The organism is Hirschia sp. (genome assembly GCF_058892565.1).
On record NZ_JBZXVU010000015.1, the window covers coordinates 1 to 15800 of the forward strand.

Here is a 15800-nt window from a genome sequence, read left to right on the forward strand (position 1 = left end):
CCCATAGCGTAATAGTATGAGCGTTGAGGTGCTTTTTTAGGGCCAATCGTGACGTGGCGCGAAGGTAATTTTGACTTGTCGACCATAGAGAAGACACTTTCTTAAGGCATAATTTTTTAAATTCTGTGAAAGCTTATGGCCCATCGTGCGCCAAACCGGAAGAGGCGTTATGTCCCGTCAGGGCGTGATAATGTATATAAGAGCGCTTTATTGCGCCGTTTTTGTATATCTTGGAGGATAAAACCTGAATGGATGACGCTTCTGCATTAGAGCCGATCGTGTTTGAGATGACGCCGCCTGCAGGATATGAGCGCTCCGGCTCTGACTTGTTGGCACAAGCCTCCATACCTGCTCAAATGCCAGATAAAGTATATGGTCCATCCAAACCTACCCATGATTTAGTTGATAATCCTGAGGCGCTGAAAAGTGAGTTGGACGCGCTTTCCAGTAATGGGCAAGTTTTGATTGCGACCCCGCCTGCCAGTTTACATTATTATGGGCGACCAGAAATCCACGGAGTGCCCACTCCGCATGTGCAAAAGCGGTTAGATGAGGTTCGTCAATCGGGTGAACTGACAGAAGCCATTATTGATCAATCTCAATATCCTTATACAGCGATTGGACGCCTGAGTTATAGTATTGAGGGTGTGGTGCGTCATTGCACAGCATGGGTTGTATCCGACCGCGTCATTGCGACTGCGGGGCATTGTGTTTTTTCGCGTGCTGTTAATGCCAAATCTGGAAATAGAGATATTGAGAGCCAAACGGGGCAAAAAGCTTCTTCGAAAGTGTCTGGTTTGGCTGATTGGACAATATTTGAGCCGAGCTATCGCGCTGGTGTGGAAACAGAAAAATGGGCTGGCATTCGCGGATATGTTTTGACAGGGTGGGTGTCTCCCAAAGAAGGGGAACCAACCAGTCCTCATGATTTTGCGTTTGTCGTTCTTGATAAACCCATTGTGCAAAAAACAGGCGCATTAGGTGTGAGAGTTGCTAGTCCTGATGCGCCAGAAGCGACATTTAGTTTGGGATATCCGCAAAACCCTACAGCGAAATATGCTTTTGATGGGCAATATCTTTATGCGTCCACAGGGCGCTTGAAATCATCAGCTTTGGGGGTGATGGAAGCAGAAAATCAGCTCACGGAAGGGTCATCAGGTGGGCCTTGGTTATCGCAAACTCAAGACGGCGTGGTGGTGACGGGTATTAATTCTAACAAGCCATTGCGAAGCGATGACACAACATTTTCACCCATACTTGGCCAAAGCTTTATAAGCCTGTTATCTCGCGTTCTGTCCGATATGACAGGGGTTTAGGTGTTGCTGAGATGGTTTAGTTGACGTTGATTTCCTCAACGGCAGTATTTCAATGTGAAGCGGCTATGCCTAGATTGGTTTCAAATTAAAAGTAAAACCAAGCCAAGGATACGCCAAATATGCCTAAATCAGCCGAAGGCGCTTTAACATCTGAAGAAGCGATCGCTGCAGACAAAGCACGTAAAGAAGAGTTTTTTGGCAAGACTGGCCGCGTGAAACTTGATTATCCTTTTGAAGAACACCCAGAACCGGGTGAAGTGACTGAAGTCGCGCCGGGTATTTTGTGGGTGGCAATGCCTTTGCCGATTAAAGGGCTGGACTGGATTAATCTCTGGCTCATTGAAGAAGACGATGGTTGGACTCTCGTTGATACGGGTATGTCGATGGAAGAGACCCGTAATCATTGGGAAAAGGTGTTTGATAATCACCTAAAGGGGAAACCTATTACGCGCGTAATTGGAACGCATTTGCATCCTGACCACATTGGATTGGCGGGTTGGGTGACACGAAAATTTGACTGTGAATTATGGATGTCTCAGGCTGAATATGTGTTCTGCCGTATGCTCGTTGCTGATACGGGCCGCGCGGCACCGCCGGAAGGTATAAAGTTTTATACGCAGGCGGGTTGGGATGCAGACATGCTTGACCATTATACCAAGAAATTTGGTTTTTTTGGTCAGATGGTTTGGCCATTGCCTGAAGCTTTTCGCCGCTTGCAAGATAAGGATGTGCTTTCAATCGGCGGACGCGATTGGCGTATAATAGTGGGGAATGGTCATAGTCCTGAGCATGTATGTCTTTATTGTGAAGAGTTGAATGTGCTTATTTCTGGAGATCAGTTATTGCCGCGCATTTCATCAAATGTGTCTGTTTATCCCACAGAACCAGAGGCAGACCCATTGACCGATTGGTTGGATAGCTGCGCCAAATTGATCAAAGAAGTGCCAGCCGATGTGCTTGTGCTTCCGGCGCATAATCGACCTTTTAAGGGGGCGCATCAACGTTTGACAAATCTGATTGAGGGCCATCAAAGGCAGATAGAGCGTCTTTGGAATAAATTAAAAGAACCAGCGACCACACTTGACGTATTTGGAACACTTTTCTTTCGCAAGATTGGAAAAGGAGACTATTTCACCGCAACTGGAGAAGCCGTCGCGCATTTGAATTATCTTTATTTGCGCGGTCGGGTGAGCCGGACATTGGTGGGTGGCGTGTATAGATATCAAGCTAAACCCAATGATGATGGGACTTGACCTTAAGATATTGATGTCGCTCTAGTCTCTCTGAATATTGTGCATTAGTAAAAGATGCAGGATTTTGGAATTTAGATAGGGCAGATGTGATATTGTCCTGATGGTTGAGGGACAATTTTTGCAAGATAAATTTACCAATCATCCGCCGTTTGGAAATCAGCAAACATCTCGCTCAAAGTCATATCCTAGCGGGTGGACGATTTTGGGCATTAGCCTTATTGGAGCGGGCATATTCATTTATGCCGCCGTCTTTTTGTTTGGCTTTGCATCGGGTTTATCCTCCATTCGTACAGATGGAGGTGGGACAACGGTTTTTATCGCATTGATAGGACTGACTGTGGGATTGCCTATAATTGGCGTGGGCGTTTTGGTTGTGAAAGTCATTGTGGACCGTCTTACAAGCAGCGAAGACAATTATTATTCTAAGAATGTGGAGCGATAGCATGACAGTTCTAGTGACAATGGCGGAAACAGTCCCCAATGGAGAAATTGCCGAAGTTGTAGGTATCGCACGTGGCAATGTTGTGCGCGCGCGCAATGTGGGGCATGACGTGGTCGCAGCTTTGCGTTTATTGGTGGGTGGTGAAGTGTCGGAATATACAAAACTTATCGCGGAAGCCCGCGAGCAAGCGCTAGATCGTATGACTGCGCATGCTCAAAGTCTTGGTGCGGATGCGGTTGTATCAATGCGAATCACAACCTCCACAATCATGCAGGGCGCTGCGGAAATTTTAGTTTATGGTACGGCGGTACGATTGAAATGACTCTTGAAACTGGCGTAGACAACGAGCCTGTGAACGAAGAAAAAACTGAGAAACTGACAGGTCTAGCTTGGTGGATTCACGAAGCCAAAGAAACAGGCATGACAATTGCCATTTTCTTGCCAATCTGGCTTTTGTTGACGTCTCTTGCCTTTGAACTGCGTTCTATTCCTTCTGAAAGCATGGTGCCGAATCTACAAATTGGTGACCGTGTTGCCGTTGCGAAATATGCCTATGGATATGACCGTTATTCTCCAGCTTTTGGTATAGGCACTTGGTTTACCAAGGAAGACAAATCAAACCCGAATCAAAAAATGTTCGCGTCAGTTCCCAAGAGAGGGGATGTGGTTGTGTTTCGTCATCCCAATGACAACAAGGTGATGATTAAGCGGCTAATTGGTCTGCCCGGCGATCGCATTCAGATGATTGATGGACATTTGCATATAAATGGTGAGGCGGTTGAGCGTGAAGTTGTGCGCCGTTTCCGCTATGCGCCGCATGGACGTGCAATGGCAGAAAACACGACTGAATACCGTGAAACATTGCCTAATGGCGTATCCTATCTGACGCATAAATTTGCTGGAGCACAATCTTACGACAATACGCCTGTGTTTGAAGTGCCTGAAGATCATGTGTTTATGATGGGTGACAATAGAGACAATTCTGAAGATTCACGTGCGCCTTTCGGTCATATAGAATTATACAACCAAGATCCAACAGGATGGGGTGGGCGTCGCTTTAGAGTGGGCACGCAAGCAACGACGATAGGATATGTTCCTTTTGACCATCTTATGGGGCGCGGTGAAACTGTGTTGTTTACATTGTCTAGATGTAAAAAGACCCCAGAATCGAAATGTCCGACTTCCCGAGTATGGAAAGGGTTGTAAAAAAACATTGAAGCTGTGACTTTGGTGTGATTTTCGCAAGAGTGTCGTATCGCGCCGGTCGATTTGTGTTTTTGGTTTTTTATGGTCCATTTCATGCAGTTTGAAGTTGTGTCTCCAGAAGAAATATCACCAGAAATGGTGGTTGCTTGGCGTAAGATTTGCCATGATAATACAAGGTATGTGAGTCCCTACTTCACACCTGATTTTGTCAGTATTGCTGGGCAGGTTCGGTCAGATATCAAAATTGTGGTCGCAAGAAATGAGGCGGGTGTAATTGTTGGCATATTGCCTGTGCAAATGTCTGGGATGGGACTGCGTTTAGCGCGGCCAGTTGGTGCGCCATTCTCGGACTATAACGGGCCAATCCTTGAGGCAGGATATGAGCATATTGCGGGTGAAATGCTCTCATATGTTAAAGGGGCTGCGTATAGTTTTTCGGGAATGCCAGTGGTGACTGATTCGGCTGATGTATGGAATGCAGACAATGCAGATGCTGACCTGCCGATTGATATTTCTAAACTTGATCCAGAATTGTTGAAATTTGGATTGAACATTCGGGGCAAAGCGCGTGCATTTATCGCTGATTTGTCTGTAGGGTATGACGCTTATCTAGAGTCGCGGCGCTCGGAATATCCAAAGCATTTTAAGAAATCACGTCGTTTGTGGCGACAAGCTGAAAAAGAAGTTGGTAAGCTGGAGCTTGTCTTTCACGACCCATCCGAAGAGGCTTTAGATCAGCTGATAGAGTGGAAGCGAGAGCAATTTCAAAGAACTGGTCTGCACGATGTTTTATCGCCAGATTGGACGCGCCAGATGTTGCACAAATGTTTTCAATCACAGACGCCGCATTTGGCGGGGGTGCTGACGACTTTACGGTGTGATGGCAAACTTATGGCAGCTGAATTTGGGCTGAGAACTGATAATTTACTGCATGGTTGGATCTCAGCATACAATCCTGAATATCACACATATTCTCCTGGCATGTTGCTACAAACGCGTTTGCTGGAAGCGGCTTGTCATGAAGGCATTCAGACGGCTGATCTGGGGGTTGGAGCTGAGCATTACAAAAAATACTATGCTAGTCGGTACGTGCCGGTGTGTAATGGGGTGTTGTTGGGCAATTCGCTCGGCGGTGCAGTGCGGGGTATAGGCGGGGAAGTCTGGAATAATCTAGAAGAGGCGTCACTTGGTCCAATATCTGAGATTGCAGTGAAATTACGGCGTCGTTTGGATGTGATTTTGGCAACCGAACAGACAATGACAAGTCGTAAAGACGGGATAATGCGGGCGCTGCGCAATTCTTGACTTGTCGGTTGGGATCATTTTTTTAAGTTCGTAGGCTGATTAAAAAAATGGTATTTTAGTCGCTATTCAGCGTCCTTCTGCATGAAATTGAATGTGAATTGTAAGTCAGGCTTGCTCATCCATAAAGAGGCGGCTACACCGAGGATCTGGATTTGGGATGTCTGCACTTTCCGGTTGGTGGTGTAAGATAATAATAAAGGGTTGTTTAATCAGTGCCGCAGCAGCCAGACAATCATATTTCTGCGTCCAAACTTGCTGGCTCTATGGGTGATTCATCAAACAAATTTGGCCGCATTATTATTGCACGCCATGGTAAGCCCGCCAAAGATCGTGAATTAGGTCCTCGGCTGACGGCTCGTCAATATCTGGATTGGTGGGCCTCCTATGAACAAGCTTCCTTGAAAGATGATGGGCAAGGACCTTCAAAGCAATTGCTGGAAGCGACAAAGAATGCACCTTTCATAAATACAAGCATTCGACCAAGAGCGATTGAAACAGCGCAGGCAATCGCATTGGGGCGAGAAGTGCGGCAAGATTCTATTTTTATCGAAGCGCCTTTACCGCCACCTGATTGGTCGGATTTTTGGAAGTTTCTTCCCAAAAGATGGAATGTGATTTCGCGTGTATCTTGGTGCTTTGGACATTCTGGTGGTCAGGAGAGCCAAGTAGAGGCACGTAAACGCGCAAAAGACGCGGTAGAGAAGCTGATAAATCAGGCTGCATCTGGCGAGGATACTGTGCTTGCTGCGCATGGTTGGTTTAATCGAATGATGCGACCTGAGTTAAAAAGACGCGGGTGGAAATGCATACATGACGGCGGCGATAGCTATTGGTCCTTCCGAATTTATGAAAAACATAGCTAATTAAACGGTTTCAACGCTTGTTTGAAGGCGTTGAGAATCGTATGGTTCGTCACTCTTATAAAAACCGGAGGATCAACATGGCCGCTGCATCGTCGAACAAGGACATTCCAAAAATGAACTTCGAAGACGCTCTGGCAGAGTTAGAGCGCATTGTTCAGCAATTGGAAAGTGGTGACGTCGCATTGGAAGACTCCATTCTCATATATGAGCGTGGGGAAGCGTTGAAATCTCATTGTGAAAAGAAACTCCAAGCTGCCGAAACGAAGGTTGAAAAGATCATTGTTGGATCTGATGGAATGTCTGCGACTGGTGTCGAAGCAAGCGATATTTCATGACTGAGCAATTGGATGCAATTGCCAGTTTTGAACAGAGCCTCGCTGAATGCGCTGATAAAGTCACAGTTGTACTCGACAAGTTCATACCGCCTGCAATAGGCCCAGAAGCCCAGCTAATGCGTGCTATGCGTCATGGGGCATTGGCGGGTGGTAAGCGACTTCGACCTTTTATAACCATAGAAGTTGGACGTTTGTTTGATGCGCCGGAAAAGTCTCTCTTGCGGGCTGCGAGTGCGCTTGAATGTGTGCATGCATATTCATTGGTTCATGATGATTTACCCTGCATGGATGATGATGATTTGCGGCGGGGACTTCCAACTGTACACAAGGCTTTCGATGAAGCGACGGCTGTGTTAGCGGGAGATGCTTTGCAGGCTTTGGCTTTTGAAATATTGGCCAATACCGAAACGCATGGTGATGCGGGCGTGCGGTGTAAATTGATTGAGGTGTTAGCTTTGTCCTCTGGTGCACGCGGTATGGTCGGCGGTCAGATGATTGATATGGCTCCATCTTTTGATGATAAGGACGCTTTAAACATTCTTGCACGCATGCAACGTATGAAAACAGGTGCGTTGATATCATGCGCCGCAGAATTTGGTGCTATTATTGGCGGTGCAAACGAGCACGAACATCAGGCACTTGCAGGGTTTACGACTGATTTGGGGCTGGCATACCAGATTAAAGATGATTTATTGGATGTGCAGGGGGATGAGGCTGTTCTAGGTAAAGCTGTTTCTAAAGACAAAGATGCTGGGAAACAGAATTTCGTCTCACTTTTGGGAGAAGAAAGTGCGATTTCGCGTATAGAAATGTTAGCAGATCAAGCAAAGCAACACTTGTCAGTATTTGGTGGTCGCGCCACTACTTTGACACAAACCGTGGATTTTGTGCTAGATCGTCGCCACTAAAAGCGAAAACTTGTATAGTCTGAATAATACAATGAATAAAAAAACACCATTACTAGACACTATTTCGTCTCCAGCTGATCTCAAGACAAAGTCGATTGAGGAATTGGTTGAAGTCGCCGACGAGCTTCGTCGGGAGACGATTGATGTCGTGTCGACCACGGGTGGGCATTTAGGCTCTGCCCTAGGGGTGGTGGAGTTGACTGTCGCTATCCATAAAGTTTTTGATACACCCGATGACAAGCTGGTGTGGGATGTTGGCCATCAATGTTATCCGCACAAAATACTGACGGAACGACGCGCTGAAATTCGCACACTGCGTCAGGGCGGCGGATTATCTGGTTTCACAAAACGCTCTGAAAGTGAATACGATCCATTTGGCGCTGCACATGCAGGAACATCTATCTCGGCGGGTGCCGGATTTGCCACAGCGCGCGATCTAAAAGATGAAGACCGCAATGTTGTGTGTGTGATTGGCGATGGCTCTATGACGGCTGGTATGGCGTATGAAGCCATGAATCATATGGGCGGCTTGCATAAGCGCATGATCGTGATTCTAAATGATAATGACATGTCGATTGCACCGCCGGTCGGCGCGTTGAGTCACTATTTGTCTAAGACAGTGTCTTCCAAAGGATATCGTCAATTCCGCAAAGCCGGAAAGATGATGGCGAAAACGGTTGGATTGGAAAAACCCGCTAAGAAAGCCGAGCATTATGCACGAGACTTCGCGCTTGGCGGGGCGATGTTTGATGCGCTTGGTTTTTATTATGTTGGTCCTATTGATGGGCATGATTTAGATACGCTTATTCCGGTGCTGGAAAATGTGCGCGACATGAAAAATGGACCGGTTCTGGTTCATGTCGTGACGGAAAAAGGCAAGGGCTTTGAGCCTGCTGAAAAATCCGCTGATAAATATCATGGTGTTTCTAAATTCAACGTGATCACGGGTGAACAGGCCAAATCCAAGCCGAATGCGCCAAGCTATACAAATGTTTTTGCGCAAGAGCTGATTCGTTTAGCTAAAGATGATGAACGCATTGTTGGGATAACTGCGGCTATGCCGTCTGGTACGGGCATGGATAAATTTGGGGATGCTTTCCCTGAGCGCATGTTTGATGTTGGCATTGCAGAACAGCACGGTGTGACGTTTGCTGCGGCGATGGCTGCTGATGGAATGAAGCCATTCTGTGCGATTTATTCAACATTCCTGCAACGCGCCTATGACAGTGTTGTGCATGATGTGGCGATTCAAAAATTACCGGTAAGATTTGCGATTGACCGTGCTGGCCTTGTTGGGGCGGACGGTGCGACCCATGCTGGTTCTTTTGATATCGGCTATCTAGGGGCCTTGCCTGACTTTGTGTTGATGGCGGCGTCTGATGAAGCTGAATTACAGCGCATGGTCGCAACGGCACACGCGATTGACGATTGTCCAAGTGCATTTCGTTTCCCGCGTGGTGAAGGTATTGGTATTGACCTTTGGGAACGTGCTGAGCCATTGGAAATTGGTAAGGGACGTATCGTTAAAGAGGGCACGACCATTGCCATTTTGGCACTTGGTGCGCGTTTGCAAGAGGCTTTGCACGCAGCTGATATGCTCGAGGCGCAAGGGTTTTCAACAACGGTTGCAGATGCGCGTTTTGCAAAGCCATTGGACACTGATCTGATTGAGCGCTTAGCTAAAGAGCATGAAGTGCTGATCACAGTAGAAGAAGGCGCGCGTGGTGGTTTTGGTTCTTTTGTGCTTGAGCATTTAGCAAAAGTGGGCGCGCTAGATAATGGATTGCGTATCCGTCCAATGACGTTGCCGGATGTGTTCCAAGATCAAAACAAGCCTGAGCTTATGTATGAAGATGCAGGCCTTTCTGCCAAAGCGATTGCAACGCAAGCGATTGCTGCTTTGGGACGCGGAGATGTTGCTAAGCTTAAGCTGATTGTTGGCGGTGTTGTGCTGTCATAGAGGCTGGAGATAGTTTCAGTCTTTAGCGGATATCTTTGACCATGAATTGCAAATCTCGGTGTTCGCCCCATTTGGTGGCGACGCCGCGTAAAATGCCTTCAGTTTTAAAGCCGAATTTTTCGTGCAGTTTTATAGAGATAGGGTTGCCCGCATCTATTGCGCCGACCATTTTTTCAAGACGCGTATCGGCGATGCCGCGATTGATTAATTCTGTCATTAAAGCATTACCCACGCCTTTACCTTGTGCGCTATCGGCAACATAAACGGAATGCTCAACTGTAATGTCATAACCGGGCTTGCCACGAAACACACCATAACCAGCATAGCCTAAAACATCGTTTTTAGAATCAACGGCAACGATGCAGGCATATCCATTTGCTTGAAGCTTATTTATCCATGCGCGCCGGTCATTGAGAGTGTCTTCGCGTTCAGTCCAAACCGCAAAGGATTCACGGACTGCATGATTATATATTTCCAGAATACCATTTAAATGCGGTTCTGCTGCGTTTACAATAATCATGAGTGTGCGTGTATCCAAATATCGAACTGATTTGTGTTCTAGTAGATAACCAAGGGATTTTGTCTTGCAATCAGAAAATAAGCCCGAGCCCTTTAAAATAAATCCGTCGGAAGATGGACGTCAGTTTTCTCCATCTATTGAACGCAATCGTGATGTGATTAAATCTGTATTCTTGCAAGAAATCCCAGCTAATGCACGTGTTCTTGAAATTGCGTCAGGCACTGGTCAGCACGCGGCGCATATTTTGAAAGATGCGCCAGATATGCGTTGGATTGCGAGTGATCTAGAAGAACAAGCGCAAATCAGTATTCGAGCTTGGGCGCAACATGCAGGCGTTGAGGCGCAATATGAAGATATTAAAGTGATTAATGCTGCCAATAAGGATTGGGGCATTGATGGCAAAATTGATGCGATCTTGTCTTGTAATATGCTTCACATTTCACCTTGGGAAGTTTCCCTAGGCTTGTTTGCTGGTGCAAAGAAATATCTTAATGATGGCGGCAGACTGTTTTTGTACGGACCATTTAAGCGCAATGGTCAGCAAATATCTGATTCTAATGCTGCGTTTGATGTAAATCTAAGAGATAGAAACAGTGATTGGGGTATTCGTGATCTGGAAGGCGAGGTAATACCAGCGGCTAAACTGGCAGACCTGCATTTGGTCAATGTGCATGATATGCCTGCCAATAATTTTAGCGTGGTGTTTGAACATGCGCGTGTTTAACCGCTACTTAGAAAGCATATAAGAAATGTCAGATGATACCTCTCCCGATGGTCTGCAACGCCTAGACCTCGCATTGGTGACGCGCGGCCTTATGGATACGCGCGCTCAGGGGCAAGCAGCCATAAAAGCAGGAAAAGTGACTATAGATGGCGATGTCTGCAAGAAAGCATCGACAAAGGTTTCAGCTGAGCAAGTTATTACAGCAGAAAAAGCGCATCCTTATGTCTCTCGTGGCGGGATGAAGCTGGCACATGCGCTTGATGTTTTTAAAGTCGATATGACGGATAAAATCGTTCTTGATATCGGTGCCTCAACGGGCGGGTTTACTGATGTTGCATTGCGTGCTGGAGCAAGAAAAGTTTACGCGGTAGATGTGGGGCGCGATCAGCTGCACCCAAGCTTGAAAGCTGATCCGCGTGTAATTTCGTATGAAGCCACGGATGCACGTAAACTCGATAAGAATTTGATCGATACACCAGCAGATATCATTGTGTGTGATGCGAGCTTTATTAGCCTATCGAAATTGTTGAAACCGGTTTTGAGATTGGGGTCTGAAAAGGCTGATTTGATTACTTTATTCAAACCTCAGTTTGAGGTTGGAAAAGAAAATGTTGGCAAGGGCGGAATTGTTTCCAATCAGGGCGCTGTCGCAAAGGCACGAACGCAATTTGACAGATGGTTAGATGAACTAGATTGGCAGATAGAAAAGTCGTGTACGAGTCCGATTAAGGGCGGTGATGGCAATAGAGAATATTTGATCCATGCCAAACGTATTAAGCAGGGTTGGACGCCCTAATTTAAAGTTGTTTCGAGTTTGAGATTTTATGGCACCGGAGTGCCGCTTCAACTTGCATTGTAACGACACTCCGGGCCTATAAGCCCTGGGTTGGGGGGACGGGCTTATAGCTTGTGGGTTAGAAAATTCTAACAAATTTCTTTCGGTATTCTAGCTTACGTATGGAAAGAAATGCAATGTCATCGTGCTTTTCTCATACGAAATTAAGTTGTTTTTCAATGTGTTATTGATCACATATTTTGCAATTTTAAATAAATAAAACTTCTAAAATTCAATTTAAAGAAGCCATTTGCTATTTTTCAGGGTTTATTGTGTTCATTTCAACTAAATGATGTTTTGAGCAAGTATCGTCAAGTATCGAATATATGGACAATAAAATAAAACGAAACTTTGGTCCTTCTTTTATTATATCCAGCAGATTAAACGGCAGTAACATAATAAAAGAAGGTGCTTTCACGTCGTCCCCAAAGTTCCAGCAGTCAATGATTTGTCATTGTTGAGATGAATGGAAAATGAAGGAATAGCTATTTATAGTTTATTTTTGGATTGGTTTTAAAAACCATGCAAATGCATTTGCAACGTCAATTTGGCTATCAACCAACCATCCTGCTTCTATATGCAAAGTTTGCTTATCTATTTCTTTTGTTAGAGGTTTCTGCCAATTGGGGCGATCCATATGTTTAAGTGGCTGAGCGGCAGTGGAAAGCGGTAAATTCAAAATAATCCTGAGACCACAATTTTCAGATGGCGTTTGGTTTTTTTTTCGTTTTTCGACAAGTTCAACTTGTTTAAAAGCTGACCAAGGAATGCGGCCGATACCGTCAATATCTGCGCCTTGCGCCGTGAGCTTTAAAACTGGTTTATTAGAATCTAGGAAAGGCCAATGCCAGACTGCAAATGATGTGAAAATGGCAGATGAAAGCGTGAAAACGAGTCTATCAAGATAAATACCTATCAGCCCTAATATTGCACCAAGTATCAGTGGTACGACAATATACGGCAATGTGAGGTTTGATTTATAGGTTGTCGAGAAGACGCGGTCTTTCATATTATACGCCGCCCATTTGTCCCCGGTGACGTAATTTATGATCTGCCAGAACACACGCCATCATGGCTTCTGCTACAGGCACACCCCGAATGGCGACACAAGGGTCGTGGCGGCCTATGGTGCGAATGTCGACTTCATTGCCGTGCTTATCTATTGATTTGCGTTCAGTCAGAATTGAAGAGGTTGGTTTGAGTGCGATACGCACAACAATGTCTTGTCCTGTGGAGATACCGCCCAACACACCGCCATTATTATTGGATAGGAATTCAGGACCATTTTCGCCCATGCGCATTTGGTCGGCGTTTTCCTCACCTGTTAAGGCAGCAGATTCAAAACCAGCGCCGATTTCAACGCCTTTAACTGCGTTAATTGTCATCATGGCCATGGCAAGATCGGAATCAAGTTTTGAATAAATCGGTGCGCCCCAACCAGCAGGAACACCAGAAGCGACGACTTCGATGACTGCACCAACAGATGAACCGGCTTTGCGAATGCTTTCCAGATAATCTGTCCATTCAGCTGCCGTGTTTGCATCGGGGCACCAAAGTGGGTTTTTGGTGGTTTCGTTCCAATCCCATTTGCTGCGGTCTAGCTTTTTGTTACCGATTTGTACGAGTGCGCCGCGAATTGTAATGTCAGCGCCTAACACTTTGCGGGCAATTCCAGCCGCGGCGACACGGGCGGCTGTTTCGCGCGCAGAAGAGCGCCCACCACCGCGATAATCGCGCACACCATATTTGGCATCATAGGCATAGTCTGCGTGGCCGGGACGGTATTTGTCGCGAATGTCACCATAGTCTTTAGAGCGTTGATCGGTGTTTTCGATCATCAATGAAATCGGTGTGCCGGTTGTGACCTGACCATTCGTGCGGTCATCTTCGAACACGCCTGAAAGGATCTTGACGGCATCAGCTTCTTTACGCTGGGTGACAAGCTTGCTTGTGCCCGGTTTGCGAAGGTCTAACCAGTGCTGAATTTCTTCGGCTGAAATGGGGATACCCGCTGGGCAGCCATCAACCACACACCCAAGGGCAGGACCGTGACTTTCACCCCAAGTGGTGACGCGAAAAAGATGACCAAAAGTATTATGTGACATGAGGTTCTTTCAAGCGCAAAATGACTGATTTGGGTAGTCTTTTAGTTGATTTTTTTAATTCCGAGTGCAGCGAAAGTGTCGCTTGGAATAATTTTGTGTCTTTTCCTACAAAAAAACCGCCATTTCTGGCGGTTTTAAAGATAATCTATCTAAGGGGTAAAATAGATTATGCTGCTTTTTTAAGAGCTTTTTTGGCTTTTTTAAGTTTCACTTCTTGCTTCGCAATTGTTTTCTTGCGTGTTTTGATTTCAGCTTTGATCGCTTTAACTTTTTTGTTAGCCATGTGTCGGCTCCTTATTTTTGTTTTGCAGACATTTTATGTAGCGCATTAGATAATGTATTAGCATAAAATATACGTTGCATTACTATGTATATACATATTTGACGGTGTCAAGGATGTCTGCTCTGAAAATACAGTGGAGTGTGCAGAGCTATGATTTGAATTCCCGATAACCTAAAACGCCACACTGTCATTCTTGAAAAACAGCATTATAATTAAGCGTAATAGTTCAAGAGGCACCAATGACAGACAAGACAAAGCTCATCCCTGATAGTCCTGATTATCAGGACGAAGAATATGCTGAGGTTTACGCGAAAGCGAAAGCTGCGGGAAAGCCTTTGGATGATGACGCGCATTGGTTTGCGACGGATGAACCATTTGAGATGTTTGCTAAATGGCTAAGTGAGGCCAAGGCTAAGGAAATCAACGATCCTAACGCGATGTCTCTAGCGACCGTTGATGAAGATGGTATGCCGGATGTGCGTATGGTGCTTCTCAAGGATTTTGATGAGAATGGGTTTGTTTTCTATACAAACACAACAAGCGCTAAGGGGCGGCAGATAGACGCCAATATGAAAGCCGCTATCTGTTTTCATTGGAAGTCACTGCGCCGTCAGGTACGTGTGCGCGGTAATGTGACGCGAGTCAGTGATGCTGAAGCGGATGCGTATTTCCAATCACGTCACAAAGACAGCCAGATTGGTGCATGGGCTTCAAATCAATCATCTCGCATGGATGGGCGGTTTGAGCTTGAAAAAAACATCGCGAAATACGGTGCGAAATACGCTCTTGGCAAAACACCACGTCCACCGCATTGGACGGGCTATAGGATTGCACCTGAGCATATTGAATTTTGGCGTGACCGTCCATTCCGCTTGCATGACAGGCTTGTGTTTGAACGTTCTTCAAATGGTGGATGGTCGACAGGGCGTCTCTATCCTTAGAGCTGTTCAATCAATTCTGTTCAATCAATTCTGTTCAATCAATTCTGCGGGCAATTGGTTTTGGGAAATCTGAGCGCGGATGGCGTCTGCAAAGAGGCTAGGACATTTGCCTGACCAACCATATCCATATTTGGGCACGATAGCGCTGCGGTAATTGGAAAATTCGCTCTTGTATTTTGGCAGTGCATCCAAGGTAAAGGAGCGCTCAGTTTCTCCTGCGAGAAGCAAGACCCGGCTGGATACCTCTTGCAGGTTTGGGGGGAGTTTCAGATTCGCAATTTCAGCAGATGATTGCTTGATCGCTTTTTTATCTACTTTCCGAACTTCTTGGAGATAGCGTCTGGTCTTTTCACCAGCCATGCCAAATTTATGCGCGACAAATTTCTGCGCCATCGGAATTTTGCGGAATTTCAAAATGCCGCGCAGCAAGAGGTGGTATATTTCGGCGTTGGGAAGTGGGTCGTGGATAATGCAGCTTAGCGTGGCGGAGCTGATATCTTTGGGTCTATCTGACAGCAATTGCAGCGCCACATGTCCACCCAGCGACAAGCCTACAATGTGGACATCCATGCCTTCAAGCTCATTGTCGATAATCTCACCAACTTGGCGCGCCGTATCTTCGATGGATACCCATTCTTCTTTGGCGCTTAATCCGTGGCCGGGGAGGGTGATAGCGAGACAGAAATAATCTGGCAGGTGGCCGATAATGTTTTCCCACATCCAGCCGCTAAAGCCACCGCCATGCAAAAAAACAATTGCAGTTTTTGAGCGCTTTGTACCGGTTCCAGAATAGTGCAACATAAT

General features: G+C 46.1%; 17 protein-coding genes. 13 read left to right on the forward strand and 4 right to left on the reverse strand.

Annotated features, from left to right (window positions below; genetic code table 11):
* The first annotated feature begins 248 nt into the window (after nucleotides 1-248).
* The 10 genes from AC5EF3_RS06040 (at nucleotide 249) to dxs (ending at nucleotide 9588) form a co-directional block, all read left to right on the forward strand.
* Nucleotides 249-1316 (forward strand): trypsin-like serine peptidase, encoded by a 1068-nt coding sequence (locus AC5EF3_RS06040; protein WP_493547407.1) that lies wholly within the window; start codon nucleotides 249-251, stop codon nucleotides 1314-1316.
* Nucleotides 1317-1435: 119 nt separating this feature from the next.
* Nucleotides 1436-2569 carry an MBL fold metallo-hydrolase gene (locus tag AC5EF3_RS06045; protein WP_493547408.1) on the forward strand — a complete coding sequence of 378 codons (1134 nt, stop codon included), beginning with the start codon at nucleotides 1436-1438 and terminating at the stop codon, nucleotides 2567-2569.
* Between the two features lie 118 nt (nucleotides 2570-2687).
* Nucleotides 2688-3011 carry a hypothetical protein gene (locus AC5EF3_RS06050; RefSeq protein ID WP_493547409.1) on the forward strand — a complete coding sequence of 108 codons (324 nt, stop codon included), beginning with the start codon at nucleotides 2688-2690 and terminating at the stop codon, nucleotides 3009-3011.
* Nucleotide 3012: 1 nt separating this feature from the next.
* Entirely contained in the window at nucleotides 3013-3333 is a 321-nt protein-coding gene (locus AC5EF3_RS06055; RefSeq protein ID WP_493547410.1) for a YbjQ family protein, read from the forward strand.
* Nucleotides 3330-4217 carry a signal peptidase I gene (lepB, locus tag AC5EF3_RS06060; RefSeq protein WP_015827025.1) on the forward strand — a complete coding sequence of 296 codons (888 nt, stop codon included), beginning with the start codon at nucleotides 3330-3332 and terminating at the stop codon, nucleotides 4215-4217. Before AC5EF3_RS06055 ends, lepB begins: the two co-directional genes overlap by 4 nt.
* Before the next feature lie 93 nt (nucleotides 4218-4310).
* Nucleotides 4311-5522, forward strand: coding sequence for a GNAT family N-acetyltransferase (locus AC5EF3_RS06065; RefSeq protein ID WP_493547411.1), 1212 nt, complete (start codon nucleotides 4311-4313; stop codon nucleotides 5520-5522).
* Nucleotides 5523-5734: 212 nt separating this feature from the next.
* Complete coding sequence (locus AC5EF3_RS06070) at nucleotides 5735-6385, forward strand: histidine phosphatase family protein (protein WP_493547412.1); 651 nt, start codon at nucleotides 5735-5737, stop codon at nucleotides 6383-6385.
* 77 nt (nucleotides 6386-6462) lie between these two features.
* A complete protein-coding gene (locus tag AC5EF3_RS06075) occupies nucleotides 6463-6720 on the forward strand; it encodes an exodeoxyribonuclease VII small subunit (RefSeq protein ID WP_015827028.1) in 258 nt (85 codons plus the stop codon).
* On the forward strand, nucleotides 6717-7628 hold the full coding sequence (locus AC5EF3_RS06080; RefSeq protein WP_493547413.1) for a polyprenyl synthetase family protein: 912 nt from the start codon (nucleotides 6717-6719) through the stop codon (nucleotides 7626-7628). The genes AC5EF3_RS06075 and AC5EF3_RS06080 overlap by 4 nt, the downstream gene beginning before the upstream one ends.
* A gap of 31 nt (nucleotides 7629-7659) precedes the next feature.
* Nucleotides 7660-9588 (forward strand): 1-deoxy-D-xylulose-5-phosphate synthase, encoded by a 1929-nt coding sequence (gene dxs / locus AC5EF3_RS06085; protein WP_493547414.1) that lies wholly within the window; start codon nucleotides 7660-7662, stop codon nucleotides 9586-9588.
* A gap of 22 nt (nucleotides 9589-9610) precedes the next feature.
* Here the strand turns inward: dxs and AC5EF3_RS06090 are convergent, their stop codons facing one another.
* Nucleotides 9611-10108 carry a GNAT family N-acetyltransferase gene (locus AC5EF3_RS06090; RefSeq protein WP_493547415.1) on the reverse strand — a complete coding sequence of 166 codons (498 nt, stop codon included), beginning with the start codon at nucleotides 10106-10108 and terminating at the stop codon, nucleotides 9611-9613.
* 64 nt (nucleotides 10109-10172) lie between these two features.
* Between AC5EF3_RS06090 and AC5EF3_RS06095 the strand changes: the two genes are divergently transcribed.
* Nucleotides 10173-10832, forward strand: coding sequence for a DUF938 domain-containing protein (locus AC5EF3_RS06095; RefSeq protein ID WP_493547416.1), 660 nt, complete (start codon nucleotides 10173-10175; stop codon nucleotides 10830-10832).
* Nucleotides 10833-10857: 25 nt separating this feature from the next.
* The gene (locus AC5EF3_RS06100) at nucleotides 10858-11628 is read left to right on the forward strand and encodes a TlyA family RNA methyltransferase (protein WP_493547417.1); all 771 of its coding nucleotides are present in this window, start codon (nucleotides 10858-10860) and stop codon (nucleotides 11626-11628) included.
* A gap of 535 nt (nucleotides 11629-12163) precedes the next feature.
* Here AC5EF3_RS06100 and AC5EF3_RS06105 read toward each other — a convergent pair.
* Complete coding sequence (locus tag AC5EF3_RS06105) at nucleotides 12164-12676, reverse strand: hypothetical protein (RefSeq protein WP_493547418.1); 513 nt, start codon at nucleotides 12674-12676, stop codon at nucleotides 12164-12166.
* 1 nt (nucleotide 12677) lies between these two features.
* The gene (gene aroC, locus AC5EF3_RS06110; RefSeq protein ID WP_493547419.1) at nucleotides 12678-13772 is read right to left on the reverse strand and encodes a chorismate synthase; all 1095 of its coding nucleotides are present in this window, start codon (nucleotides 13770-13772) and stop codon (nucleotides 12678-12680) included.
* A gap of 522 nt (nucleotides 13773-14294) precedes the next feature.
* On the opposite strand from aroC, the gene pdxH reads away from it, so the two are divergent.
* Nucleotides 14295-14996, forward strand: coding sequence for a pyridoxamine 5'-phosphate oxidase (pdxH, locus tag AC5EF3_RS06115; RefSeq protein WP_493547420.1), 702 nt, complete (start codon nucleotides 14295-14297; stop codon nucleotides 14994-14996).
* Between the two features lie 24 nt (nucleotides 14997-15020).
* Here the strand turns inward: pdxH and AC5EF3_RS06120 are convergent, their stop codons facing one another.
* A complete protein-coding gene (locus AC5EF3_RS06120) occupies nucleotides 15021-15797 on the reverse strand; it encodes an alpha/beta fold hydrolase (RefSeq protein WP_493547421.1) in 777 nt (258 codons plus the stop codon).
* Nucleotides 15798-15800 lie beyond the last annotated feature (3 nt).